Here is a 12,665-nt window from a genome sequence, read left to right as displayed (position 1 = left end):
ACGTCGCCTGCCCATTACACAGTTGACGACCACCAACGGGAGACCTGTCCATGAAGCGGTTCTGGAATCGCGCGCTGCGCCGCGTCGCGCTGCTCTGCCTCGCCCTCGCGGCCACGGCCGGCGCGCATGCCGCGCCCGCGGGCGCCGTGCCCGCCGAAATCCGGCTCGACTACGCCTACTATTCGCCCGAAAGCCTCGTCATCAAGCGCTACGGCTGGCTCGAGGACGAGTTCCGGCCCGATCACACGCAGATCCAGTGGGTGCTGAGCCTCGGCAGCAATCGCGCGCTCGAATACCTGAACAGCGACGCCATCGACATCGGCTCCACGGCCGGCCTCGCCGCCGTGCTCGGCCGCGCCAACGGCAACCCGATCCGCGCCGTCTACGTATTCTCGCGTCCCGAGTGGACCGCGCTCGTCGTGCGCAAGGACTCGCCGCTCAAGACGCTGGCCGACCTCAAGGGCAAGAAGATCGCCGCCACGAGCGGCACCGACCCGTATCTGTTCACGCTGCGCGCGCTGCAGACGATCGGCCTGACCCAGGACGACGTGGAGATCGTCAACCTCCAGCACCCGGACGGCCGCACCGCGCTGCTCAACGGCCAGGTGGACGCCTGGGCCGGCCTCGATCCGCTCATGGCCGCCGCGCAGATCGACGACGGCGCGCGCCTGCTGTACCGCAACGTCAACTTCAACACCTACGGCTTCCTCGACGCGCGCGAGGCGTTCATCAACCAGTATCCGCAGGCGCTCGAGCGCGTGCTGAAGGTCTACGAACGGGCGCGCATCTGGATCCTCGCGCATCCGGACGAAGCCGCGCAGATCGTCGCCGAAGAATCGAAGGTGTCGCTGCCCGTCGCGAAGCTGCAACTGCAACGCACCGACTTCAGCCAGCCGGTGCCGGGCGCGCAGCAGATCGCCGCGCTCAAGGCCGCCGCGCCGATCCTGAGCGCCGAGCAACTCGTGAAGCCGGGCACCGATCTGCCGAAGGTGATCGACACGCTGATCGATCCGCAGTTCGCCCAGCCTGTCGTGACCGCCTCGCGCGGACAGTGAGCACGGCCATGCCCTCCGACGACGCCCTGGCGATCGACGGAAAGACGCCTGCCGACGACACGCCCGATGCGTCGCCGCAGACCGCGCCGGCCCCGCCGCCGGCGCGCCTGCGGCGCTGGCGCGTGGCGGGCTGGCTCCTGCCCGTCGCGCTGCTGGCGCTGATCGAAGGGCTCGTGCGCGCGCAGGTCATCCCGGACCATCTGCTGCCCGCGCCGACGACGATCTTCGAAACCCTCGCGCAAATGGGCCTTGCGCGGCTCGCGCGTCACGTCGGGGCGAGCACACTGCGCGTGTTTTCGGGCTTCGTCATCGGCGCCGCGCTCGCGTTCGCGATCGGCGCCGCGATGGGCCTGAGCCGGCGCATCGAAGCGCTCTTCGAACCGTCGTTCCAGGCGCTGCGCGCCATCCCGTCGCTGGCCTGGGTGCCGGTGCTGCTGCTCTGGATGGGCATCGACGAAGCGCCGAAGATCACGCTCATCGCCATCGGCGCGTTCTTTCCGATTCATCTCGCGGTCGTGGCCGGCATTCGCGGCGTCGACCGCAAGCTCGTCGAGCTCGGCGGGGTGTACCGCCTCGGCCCGGTAGCGCTATTCCGGCGCATCCTGCTGCCGGCCGCGCTGCCGCAAATCTTCACGGGATTGCGCACGGGCCTGAGCCTCGCGTGGATGTTCATGGTCGCGGCCGAACTGATCGCCGCAACGCGCGGACTCGGCTATCTGCTCAGTGACGGCCGCGAAACCGGGCGGCCCGATATCGTGTTCGGCGCGATCCTGCTGCTCGCATTGCTCGGCAAGCTGACCGACGGCGCGATGCGCTGGCTCGAACACCGGCTGCTCGGCTGGCGCGACGCGTTCGACAAAACGCCGGGAGACCGGACATGACGGGCAACGCCCCCGCACATCGCGCGGTCACCGACCATCCGGACGAACTACTCCAGATCCGGGTCGGCGCGAAGCAGTACGCGCAGCGCACGGTGCTTTCGCGCATCGCGTTCGATCTCGCGCGCGGCGAGATCGTCAGCCTCGTCGGCCCGAGCGGCTGCGGCAAGAGCACATTGCTGCGGATCATCGCGGGACTCGACGCGCAGTATCGCGGCGAGGTCCGTCTCGACGGCGCCGTGCAGCGCGGACCGTCGGAGCGGATCGGCGTCATCTTCCAGGAGCCGCGCCTGCTGCCGTGGCTCAGCGTGGCCGACAACGTCGGCTTCGCCGCGGGCCGGCACGGCGGACGCGATCCGCGCGTCGCGCCGCTGCTTGCCGAAGTGGGCCTCGCCGGCCACGAACGGACCCTGCCGGCGGCGCTCTCGGGCGGCATGGCGCAACGCGTCGCCATCGCGCGCGGACTGTTCTCGCAACCGGACCTGCTGCTGCTCGACGAGCCGTTCAGCGCCGTCGACGCGATGACGCGCATGCGGCTCCAGGCCCTGCTGCTCGCCCTCGTGCAGGCGCACCGCACGAGCGCGCTCGTCGTCACGCACGACCTCGACGAGGCCCTCTACCTGAGCGACCGCGTGCTGCTCATGGGCGCGGCGCCGGGGCGCATCGAGCACGCGATCCGCGTGGATCGCCCCCGGCCGCGAGACCGGCGCGATCCGCTGCTCGCGACATTGCGCGCCGACCTGCTGGAACGGCTCGACGCGCTTACGTCTGCCAGCGCGTCTCGGTGACGACGATCTTCTTCGGAATCAGCTTCAGCGCGGTGAACGTGTCGGCGATCTGCTGCTGGTAGGCCAGCGTCGCGCTGTCCACCGGAAACACGCCGTAGGACGTGCGTCCGAGCGCAAGTTCGAGCGTCGCGGGATCGAGATCGACGAGCGGCGAAAGCTGGGCCGCCACGGCCGGAATGTTGCCGCGCGCCCAGGCGTCGACCTGGGCCACCTCGTCGAGCAGCGCGTGAACGATCTGCGGCTGCGCCACGGCGAACTTGCGGCTCGACAGGTAATACTGCGTGTTGCGCACGAGCCCCGTGCCGTCGGCGATCGAACGCGCATTGAGCTGGCGCTCGGCGGCGGCGAAGTACGGATCCCAGATCGCCCACGCGTCGACGCTGCCGTTCGCGAACGCGGCACGCGCGTCGGCTGGCGCGAGATAGACGGGCTCGATCTCGTTGTAGCCGACGTTCGCGTGCCGCAACGCCTCGACGAGCAGATAGTGGACGTTCGACCCCTGGTTCAGCGCGACGCGCTTGCCGCGCAGATCGGCCGGCGTGCGGATCGACGAACCGTGCGGCACGACGATGGCCTCGGCCTTCGGCGCGGGCGGCTCGCGGCCCGCGTAGACGAAATCGACGCCGCCGGCCTGGGCGAAGATCGGCGGCGTTTCGCCGACCGTGCCGACGTCGACGGCGCCGGCATTCAGGCCTTCGAGCAGTTGCGGGCCGCCCGGAAATTCGAACCACTGCACGCTCCAGCCCTGCGCGGCGAGACGCTTCTCGAGCGTTCCGCGCGCCTTCAGAACCACGAAGTTTCCGTACTTCTGGAAGCCGATGCGCAGCGTCTTGCCGCCTTGCGCGCGGGCCGGCACGCTAACCGCGAGCGCCGACAGCGCGCCGAGGCCGCCCGCGCCTCTCAGCGCGCCGAATGCGACCGCCCCCGTCGCGGCCTTGAGCAGGTTGCGGCGCGGGCCGCTTTCGATGCGATCGTCGTCTTGTTTATGTTTCAATTCCTCGCCCTCCGAAACCCCGAAATACCCCGAAAAAGAGCGCGCGCAATGCGCTCGCCGGGTAGGCATCATGCGTGGCGAGACCCGCACGGGTCAATGCGCGGCTTCGAGTTTTTTCTGCTATGAATTTCGCGCTGCCGAATTTGACGTGTCGACCGCTCGATGCAGCGAGGCAAAAAAACGGCCGCCCGACGTTGCAGTCGGAGCGGCCGTCGCGCAGCCCGCGTCGCGCGGGCCTTGTTGTGCCGTCACACCGGGAACGGATTGCGCTCGGCGAAGCCTTCCTGATGCCAGTACGGGTAGGCCGGCCGGACCGCGCTCGCGGCGTCGAGCTTCGCGACCTGCTCGGGCGTGAGGTTCCAGCCCACCGCGCCGAGGTTCTGGCGCAGTTGCGCCTCGTCGCGCGCGCCGATCAGCACCGTGGCGACGGTCGGCCGCTGCAGCAGCCAGTTCAACGCGATCTGCGGAATGGTCTTGCCGGTTTCCTTCGCGATCTCGTCGAGCGCGTCGACGACGCGGAACAGGTACTCGTCCGGCACCGGCGGCCCCTGTTCCGCCGTCTTGTGCAGACGGCTCTTTTCCGGCAGCGGCTGGCCGCGCCGGATCTTGCCCGTCAGCCGGCCCCAGCCGAGCGGGCTCCACACCACGGCGCCCACGCCCTGGTCCTGGCCGAGCTGCATCAGCTCCCATTCGTAGTCGCGGCCGATCAGCGAATAGTAGGTCTGGTTGGCGACGTAGCGCGGATAGCCGTAGCGGTCGGCTACGTCCAGCGACTTCATCAGGTGCCAGCCCGAGAAGTTCGACACGCCCGTGTAGAGAATCTTGCCCGCGCGCACGAGGTCGTCGAGCGTCGAGAGCACTTCCTCCACCGGCGTCTTCGCGTCGAAGCCGTGTAGCTGGAACAGGTCGATGTAGTCGGTCTGCAGGCGCTTGAGCGCCGCGTCGACCGCCTGCCGCAGGTGAAAGCGCGACGAGCCCACGCTGTTGGGACCGTCGTCGAAGCGGAAGGTCGCCTTCGTCGAGACGATGACCTTGTCGCGCCGTCCCTTGAGCGCCTCGCCGAGCACCGATTCCGACGCGCCGCCCGAATAGATGTCGGCGCTGTCGAACATCGTCACGCCCGCTTCGAGGCAGATGTCGACGAGGCGCCGCGCCTCGGCGACATCGGTCGAACCCCACGCCTGAAAGAATTCGCCCTTGCCTCCGAACGTGCCGGTACCGAAGCTCAGCACCGGCACCTTGAAGCCTGATTTGCCCAGAAATCGATGTTCCATCGTGAAACCTCCATCGGAGTGTCGTTGACGAAAGGGCAGTCAGTGTACGCGCGTACGCGCGACTCTGCCGCCGCCCGCGCAGGCGTCGCGCCGCACGGCGCGAGCGCCGCGTACCTCGCGCGCATCCCGCATACCGCATCGCGCGCGCGGCGCTGTACAGACGCGCCCGCGTAGTGGAAACTGTCGCCTTCGCACCGCCAGGCCCGCATCGCGAAGCGGCCGGCGCGCCCGAAAAAACCGTGCGCCGCACCGCGGCTTACGCCCGAACGACATTCGATGCGCGTGCGGCTTGCGCCGGATACGCACCCTGGCCGCGACGGCCGGCACGACGTCGACGAAATGTCGACGAAACGTCGATCGCATCCGCAAGCGCGCCGCACCGACAAGACCGACCCGGATTCCCGATGACCGATCGCAAGCAGAACCCGCTCCGCGCGCGCGGCAAGGAGGCGCGATGACGACGGCCCCCGCGCCGCGCGCAGCACTGACCGCCTGGCTGCCCTACGTCGTCGCGGCGACGTTCTTCATGGAGTACCTCGACACGACGGTTCTCGCCACGGCGCTGCCGCAAATGGCCCGCTCGTTCGGCGTCGGGCCGAACAGCCTGAGCATCGGCATGACGGCCTACATGCTCTCGCTCGCCATCTTCATTCCCGTGAGCGGCTGGGTGGCGGACCGCTACGGCTCGCGCACCGTGTTCTTCAGCGCCATCGTCACGTTCACCGTTGCGTCGGTGCTCTGCGGGCTCTCGCAGAACGTGGCGGAGTTCACGGCCGCGCGACTGTTGCAGGGCATCGGCGGCGCGATGATGGTGCCCGTCGGGCGCCTCGTCGTCGTGCGCAGCACCGAGAAAAGCCGCCTGATGCAGGCCATCTCGACCATCACCTGGCCCGCCATCGCCGCGCCCGTGGTCGGCCCGCCCGTGGGCGGCTTCATCACGACCTACACGTCGTGGCGCTGGATCTTCCTGCTCAACGTGCCGTTCGGCATCGCGGCGCTGATCGCGACCATGGCGCTCGTGCCGAACCTGCGCGGCGAGGCGCGCCGGCCGCTCGACCTCGCCGGCCTCGCGCTGAGCGGCGCGACGCTGACGGCGATCCTGTACGGCGCCGAGCTCGCGAGCCAGCCCGGTTCGAACCCGTGGGCCGCGACCGCCATCGTGGCCGCCGGCATCGCGGTGGGCTACCTCGCGTTCCGGCACGCGAAGCGCCACGCGCATCCGCTCGTCGACGTCTCCACGCTCAAGATTCCGACCTTCTCGGTCACGGTCGTCACGGGCTCGGTCACGCGCATCGGCATCGGCGCGGTGCCCTATCTGATGCCGCTCCTGTTCCAGATCGGCTTCGGCCTCTCGGCGTTCAAGTCCGGCCTGCTGCTGCTCGCGAGCGCGCTCGGCAACCTCGGCATGAAGGCGCTCACGACGCGCATCCTGCAGCGCTACGGCTTCAAGCTCGTCTCGATCGTCGACGTCGCGCTCGCGGGCCTCTTCACGATCGCCTGCGGCCTGCTCACGCCGCAGGTGCCGCTCGCCGTGGTGCTCGCGATCGTGTTCGTCTACGGCGTGACGCGCTCGATGCAGTTCTCGACGCTCGCCACGCTGGCCTACGCCGACGTCGCCCAGCCGCAGATGAGCGCCGCGAGCACGCTCTGGAGCGCGGCCATGCAGATGACCAACGGCCTCGGCATCGCGTTCGGCGCGGTCGCGCTGCGCGTGGCGACGCGCGTGAACGGCGAGGCGGGCGGCGCGCACGCGTTCACGCTCGACGACTTCCGCCTCGCGTTCCTGCTGGCCGGCGTGCTCACGCTGCTCTCGGTCTGGGGCTACCTGCGGATGGCGTCCGACGCGGGCCAGAACGTCGGCGGCGGCTCGCGCCGCCAGGGGGCTGGCTCCCGATGACGCCGCGCCTCGCCGACAAATACAAGGTGCTGTTGATGATCTGGCTGCTCCAGTTCGTCAACTATCTGGACCGCATCAACCTCTCGCTGGCCGCGCCGACCATGATGAAGGCGCTGTCGATCCGACCCGACCGCTTCGGCTTCGTGCTCGCGGCGTTCACGGCCGGCTACGCGCTCGCGCAGATTCCGGGCGGCCACCTCGCCGATCGCTTCGGCGCGAAACGCCTGCTCGTCGTGAGCCCGATTCTCTGGAGCGTCTTCACCGGCATGACGGGCTTCGTCTCGACGTTCGCGCTGCTGATCGTCGCGCGCGTGCTGTTCGGCACGGCCGAAGGGCTCTCGATCGCGCCGGGCTTCAAGTCGATCGGCGATTATTTCCCGCCGCACGAGCGCTCGACGGCCAACGGCGTCTATCTGTCGTCGCTCGCGCTCGGCCCCGCGTTCGTCGCGCCCGTCGCCGTCTGGCTCCTGGTCGACACGGGCTGGCAGGGCATGTTCCGCTGGCTCGCGCTGCCCGGCATCGTCATGGCGGTGCTGATCGCGATCGTGATGCCGCGCGCACCGAAGCGCCCCGCCGCGCCGCCGCCGGAAACGACGACACCGGCCACGCCGGCCGCCGCCGCATCCGCGCCTTCGGGCGGCCGCTTCGCGGCCATCGCGCGGCAGCCGGCGGCGTGGTTCATGCTCGTCGCCTACCTGGCGTTCAACGTCGCGTTCTGGGGGTACATCGGCTGGATGCCGAGCTATCTCGCGATGGCGCGGCACATCGAACTGAAGGCGCTCGGCTTCGCCGCCGCGGCGCCCTACCTCGCGGGCGCCGCCGGCCTGCTCGCGTTCGGCTGGCTGGGCAGCCACGTGCTCTACCGGCAACGCTGCCTGCTCGTCGCGGCGACCTACGCGGCCTCGGCGCTGTGCCTCTACCTGACCTGCCGCGCCGCCGGCCCCGTGCAAAGCGTGATCGGCCTCTCGGCGGCCGGCTTCTTCCTCTACGGCGGGTTCGGACCGGTCTGGTCGGTCGTGCTCGACCTGACGCCCGAGAGCCTGCGCGGCGCGTTCTCGGGGCTCGTCAACTGCGCCGGGCAGATCGGCGGCTTCTTCGCGCCGATCGTCGTCGGCTACTTCGTGGCCGCGACCTCGTCGTTCACGGGCGGATTCCTGTTCATGACCGGCGCGCTCGCCGTCGGGGCGCTGTGCTTCGTCGTGCTGCAGTTCGTCAAGCGCGACTGGCCCGCGAGGCCGGCGCGCAACACGGCCGCTGCGTGAATCGGCGCGCAGGCGCGTGCCCGTGCCGTCATTCGGACAGGCTCGCGCGCACCGTGAATTCGTCGTCGGGCGTCTCGATCGCGTAGGCCGGATAGAAGTCCGAGGAAAGCGGCTCGACCGGGTAGCCCCGCCGCTCCCAGGCGTCGAGCCCGCCCTTGAGCGCGTGCGCGTGGTAGATGTGCTTGCTGCGCAACTGGTGCACGATGCGCTTGGCCGTGGCCTCGTTCGGGCACACGCAGTAGACGACGATGGGCCGCGCGATCAGCTCGGGTTCGAGCGGCTCGTCCGAATCGAGATTGAGCGGGCGCGCGCCCGGAATCCGGTACGACTCCTTTTCCCGCACGCTCTGCGGCCGCGCGTCGAGCACGATGGGCGGCCGCTCCGAGCGCAGCATGGCGTCGAGCTCGTCGGGGCCGATGCGGTGGTGCCTGAGCCAGTGCCGGAATTGCAGGCGGCGGGCCCAGCGATAAGCGAGGAACAGGAGCGCCGCGACGACGAGCACGTCGAAGATCGTGCCCCCGTTGGCGCGCACGAACAGCACGAAACGCACGATCTGCGCGTTCAGCGCCGCGCCGCCGAGCAGCCACAGGCCCGCCCAGAGCGTCGCGCCCACGGCGTCCCAAAGCAGGAAGACCCGCACCTCGACCGAGGTCGTGCCGAGCAGCGGTGCGCAGATGAGCCCGAGACCGGGCACGAACTTCGAGACCGAGAGGATCGGCGCGCCGTGGCGCTCGAACACGTTGCGCGCGACGCGCAGCGTCGTGTCGAGCGAGAGCGAATAGCGCACGAGGGCGTTGAGCAGACGGCGCCCGCGCATGCGGCCGGCCGCGAACCAGAGCGAATCGGCCAGCATCGTCGCCGACACGGCCGCCGCGAGCAGATGCAGATACGATGCCTCGCCGAGCGCCGCCATCGTGCCCGCGATGACGAGCACCGGCGCGGCCGGCACCGGCACGCCCAGTTGCGTGATGAGCACACAGAGAAAAACCACCCCGGCGTCGAATTCGGGCGGAATGGCGGCAGGAAGATGCCACATGACACAATGCCCCGCGATAGTGCAGGCGCATTGCGCGGCGCGCGCGTCCTTCGCCTGCTGCGAAAGAGTAACCTGGATCGGTGCCGGTCTGCTCGCGCCGTGACGCGGCGGCCCTGCCGGGCCCGCCGCGCCCCCGGCAAGGCTCGCGCCCGCGCTACGGAATCACGCGCGTCACGCCGCGTCCGCGCGGGTCGGCGACGGGCTCGGGCGTCCTGCCCTCGACCTCGATCGCCTGGACGTCGCCGTTGTAGTTCTGTCCCTTCAGCACGTAGCCTTTCGCCTCGACCTGCTTCGCGAGCGTGCCGTCGATCGGCTCGTAGGGCTCCCAGAAAATCGTGTTCGGCGGCAGCAACTGGTGGTGGAAACGCATCGCGGCCACGGCGTCCCTGAGCGACATGTGAAAGTCGTAGACGTTGCTGATGACCTGGAAGATCGTCGTAAAGATGCGCGAGCCGCCCGGCGTGCCGATGACGAGCGCCACCTTGCCGTCCTTCGTCAGGATGGTCGGCGACATCGACGAGAGCGGCCGCTTGCCCGGCGCGATCGAGTTCGCGTCGCTGCCGACCACGCCGAACATGTTCGGCACGCCCGGCTTCGCGGCGAAGTCGTCCATTTCGTCGTTGAGCACGATGCCGGTGCCGGGCACGACCACGCCGGAGCCGAAATAGCCGTTGATCGTGTAGGTGTTCGAGACCGCGTTGCCCCATTTGTCGACCACGGAAAAGTGCGTGGTCTCCGCCTTCTCCGGCATCGACATGCCGAGGCCCGGCTCGACGCTCTTCGTGTCCGACGGCTCGTTCGGGTTCACCTCGGCCGCGCGCTTCGTGAGGTAGGCGTCGTCGATGAGCTGCGCGACCGGCACCTTGTAGAAGTCGGGGTCGCCGAGATACTGGGCGCGGTCCGCGAACACGCGCTTTTCGATTTCGGCGACGAGATGGATGTACTGCGCCGAATTCAGCGCGACGCCCTGGAATTCGGGCTGTAGGTCCGCGCGCATCTTCAGCATCTGCACGAGCCCGACGCCGCCCGAGCTCGGCGGGGGCGCCGTGATCACGCGGTAGCCGTTCCAGTCGGCGACGATGGGCGCGCGCCAGACGGCCCGGTACTGTTCGAGATCCTGCTTCGTGAGGAGGCCGTGCCCCTTCATCGCGGCCGCGATCAAATCGGCCGTCTCGCCGTCGTAGAAGTCCTGCTCGCCCTGGTCGGCAATGCGCGTCAGCACGGTGGCCAGCTCCGGCTGCCGGAAAACGGCGCCTTCCTTCAGACCGCCGAAATACTGGTCGAAATTCGTCTTGCCGCCGAAGTCCTTCGACGAATCGTCGTGGCGCTTCGCCAGCAGCGCGTCGACCACGAAGCCGTTGCGCGCATAACCGATCGCCGGCGCAAGCACCTGCTTCCACGGCAGCCGGCCGAAGCGGCGCTGCGCGGCCCACATGCCGGCCACGGTGCCGGGCACGCCTACGGCGTCGTAGCCGTAAAGGCTCTTGCCCGGAATCACGTTGCCCTTGTCATCGAGGTACATCGTGCGCGTGGCCGCAAGCGGCGCGCGCTCGCGATAGTCGAGGAAGTAGGGCTTGCCGTTCACGTACAGCGTCATGAAGCCGCCGCCGCCGATGTTGCCTGCCTCCGGATACGTCACTGCCAGTGTGAAGGCGATCGCGACGGCCGCGTCCACCGCGTTGCCGCCTTCGTGGAGGATCTGCGTCGCGACGTCGGCCGCGTACCGGTCCGCGACGGCCACCGCCGCCGCGTCGAGCACGACGGGTTGCGCCGGGGCCTTCGCGAAAGCCGGCGACGCCGGCACGAAACAGGCGCTCGCGGCCGTCAGCGTGGCGAGCGCGAGGGCGCCGGCGGACTGGCGGGTTCGGTCCATCCATTTCATCGGGACTCCTCCTTGCTGGTATCCGGCCTTCTATCTGGACGCTTGCCGTGCCCATCGCCCTGCCCCGGCGGCAGACCGGCAAGCGCCCTCCGCAGAATTCTTTCGCCGCCCAGGCCGCGGCCGGCGGCAACGCCGGTCGAAATCAGACCCGATTCAGGCCGCCTCGCGCCGCCCGCGCGCGATCTCGGCGCCGGCCGAGGCCGGCAGCCGCGACGTGACCGGAATCGACGCCGCGCAAAACAGCCCGACCACGAGGAACGCGGGCCAGAAATCCGACCAGACGATCGTCGCGTGACCCTGCAGACGATGGGACGCCTGCAACGCGAGGCCGGCGATCGTCACGCCGAGACCGAGCGACACCTGCTGGATCACGCTCGCCACGCTCGTCGCGCGGCCGATGTCCCGCGACGGGATGTCGGCGTAGGCGAGCGAATTGAGGCTCGTGAACTGCAGCGACGGGAAGAACCCACCCAGCAGCACGATGCCCCAGATCAGCCAGCGCGACATGCCGGGATGAAACGTGCCGCACACGGCGATCGCCGCGCCCGCCAGCACCGCGTTGACGATCAGCACGCGCCGGAAACCGAAACTGCGCAGCACGCGCGAGGCGATCGTCTTCATGAACATCGAGCCGAACGCCGACGCGCAGGTGATCGAGCCCGACAGGAACGCCGTCATCCCGAGTCCCTCCTGCAGGGCGAGCGGCAGCAGGAACGGCACCGAGCCGAGGCCGATGCGGAAGAGCGAGCCGCCCGCGACGCTGGCGTGAAAGCTCGGGATGTTCAACAGACGCAGATCGAGCACCGGCCGCTCGACGCGGCGCGCATAAAACCAGTAGCCGACGAGCAGCAGGGCTCCAGCAAGGCACATGCCCACCGCGTGCCCGAACGACACGAGCCCGCTGCCGACGAGCGAGAGCCCGAGCATGAACAGCGACGCGCCGCCGGCGGACAGCACGAAGCCGAACCAGTCGAGCGGACCCGGATGCTCCTCGTGCATGTTCGCGATGTGGCGGTTGGTGAGCCAGATGCCGAGCACGCCGATCGGGATGTTGATGAAGAAGATCAGGCGCCAGTGCAGATAGGTCGTGATGAACCCGCCGAGCGGCGGCCCGACCACGGGGCCGAGCAGGGCCGGTATGGTCAGGTAGTTGACGGCGCGGATGAAGTCCGACTTCGGCACCGAGCGGAAGATGATGATGCGCCCGACGGGCACCATCATCGCGCCGCCGATGCCCTGCACGAAGCGCGCGACGACGAGCATCGGCAGCGACGTGCAGGCCGCGCACAGCAGCGAGCCCGCGATGAAAATGCCGATGGCCGTGCGGAACACCGTGCGCGAGCCGTACCGGTCCGCCACCCAGCCGCAGATCGGAATGAACACGCCGAGGCCGATCACGTAGCTCGTGACGGCGAGTTTCATCGTGATGGGGTCCTGGCCCAGGTCGCGGGCCAGCGTCGGCAGCGAAGTGACGATCACCGTGGCGTCGACGTTCTCCATGAACATCGCGCAGGCCACGATGAGCGGGACGATGAAGGCGCCGAGGGCTAGAGGCATGGTTCGGGACGACGGACGGCGTCGGCCGCCCGCGTAAAGCCG

At 69.3% G+C, this 12,665-nt stretch carries 10 protein-coding genes; 5 read left to right on the top strand and 5 right to left on the bottom strand.

Going from position 1 to position 12,665, the window contains the following annotated elements; translation table 11 throughout:
• Positions 1-50 precede the first annotated feature (50 nt).
• The 3 genes from CY652_RS01255 to CY652_RS01245 are packed head-to-tail and all read left to right on the top strand — an operon-like array spanning position 51 to position 2,721.
• A complete protein-coding gene (locus tag CY652_RS01255; RefSeq protein WP_102128853.1) occupies positions 51-1,055 on the top strand; it encodes an aliphatic sulfonate ABC transporter substrate-binding protein in 1,005 nt (334 codons plus the stop codon).
• An 8-nt stretch (positions 1,056-1,063) separates the two neighbouring features.
• Positions 1,064-1,936 carry an ABC transporter permease gene (locus tag CY652_RS01250; protein WP_102129015.1) on the top strand — a complete coding sequence of 291 codons (873 nt, stop codon included), beginning with the start codon at positions 1,064-1,066 and terminating at the stop codon, positions 1,934-1,936.
• On the top strand, positions 1,933-2,721 hold the full coding sequence (locus CY652_RS01245) for an ABC transporter ATP-binding protein (protein ID WP_102128852.1): 789 nt from the start codon (positions 1,933-1,935) through the stop codon (positions 2,719-2,721). The genes CY652_RS01250 and CY652_RS01245 overlap by 4 nt, the downstream gene beginning before the upstream one ends.
• On the opposite strand, the gene CY652_RS01240 is transcribed toward CY652_RS01245, so the two are convergent.
• Together CY652_RS01240 and CY652_RS01235 are read right to left on the bottom strand one after the other, a co-directional pair.
• Positions 2,696-3,715 (bottom strand): sulfonate ABC transporter substrate-binding protein, encoded by a 1,020-nt coding sequence (locus tag CY652_RS01240; RefSeq protein ID WP_258002137.1) that lies wholly within the window; start codon positions 3,713-3,715, stop codon positions 2,696-2,698. The genes CY652_RS01245 and CY652_RS01240 overlap by 26 nt on opposite strands.
• 248 nt (positions 3,716-3,963) lie before the next feature.
• Positions 3,964-4,989 carry an aldo/keto reductase gene (locus CY652_RS01235; RefSeq protein ID WP_102128851.1) on the bottom strand — a complete coding sequence of 342 codons (1,026 nt, stop codon included), beginning with the start codon at positions 4,987-4,989 and terminating at the stop codon, positions 3,964-3,966.
• Between the two features lie 454 nt (positions 4,990-5,443).
• On the opposite strand from CY652_RS01235, the gene CY652_RS01230 reads away from it, so the two are divergent.
• Both CY652_RS01230 and CY652_RS01225 read left to right on the top strand, forming a co-directional pair.
• A complete protein-coding gene (locus CY652_RS01230) occupies positions 5,444-6,886 on the top strand; it encodes an MFS transporter (RefSeq protein WP_102128850.1) in 1,443 nt (480 codons plus the stop codon).
• On the top strand, positions 6,883-8,148 hold the full coding sequence (locus CY652_RS01225; RefSeq protein WP_102128849.1) for an MFS transporter: 1,266 nt from the start codon (positions 6,883-6,885) through the stop codon (positions 8,146-8,148). The genes CY652_RS01230 and CY652_RS01225 overlap by 4 nt, the downstream gene beginning before the upstream one ends.
• 28 nt (positions 8,149-8,176) lie before the next feature.
• On the opposite strand, the gene CY652_RS01220 is transcribed toward CY652_RS01225, so the two are convergent.
• From CY652_RS01220 to CY652_RS01210, 3 genes are all read right to left on the bottom strand, one after another.
• A complete protein-coding gene (locus tag CY652_RS01220) occupies positions 8,177-9,184 on the bottom strand; it encodes a VTT domain-containing protein (RefSeq protein WP_102128848.1) in 1,008 nt (335 codons plus the stop codon).
• A gap of 154 nt (positions 9,185-9,338) precedes the next feature.
• Positions 9,339-11,057 carry a gamma-glutamyltransferase gene (gene ggt, locus CY652_RS01215; protein ID WP_374703620.1) on the bottom strand — a complete coding sequence of 573 codons (1,719 nt, stop codon included), beginning with the start codon at positions 11,055-11,057 and terminating at the stop codon, positions 9,339-9,341.
• Between the two features lie 162 nt (positions 11,058-11,219).
• Positions 11,220-12,623, bottom strand: coding sequence for an MFS transporter (locus CY652_RS01210; protein WP_102128846.1), 1,404 nt, complete (start codon positions 12,621-12,623; stop codon positions 11,220-11,222).
• Positions 12,624-12,665 lie beyond the last annotated feature (42 nt).

Origin of the sequence: Burkholderia sp. WAC0059 (assembly GCF_002870125.1) — a bacterium.
Taxonomy (GTDB): domain Bacteria; phylum Pseudomonadota; class Gammaproteobacteria; order Burkholderiales; family Burkholderiaceae; genus Paraburkholderia.
The sequence above is the reverse complement of the archived record's forward strand: the minus strand, read 5'-3'. Positions and strand labels throughout refer to the sequence as shown.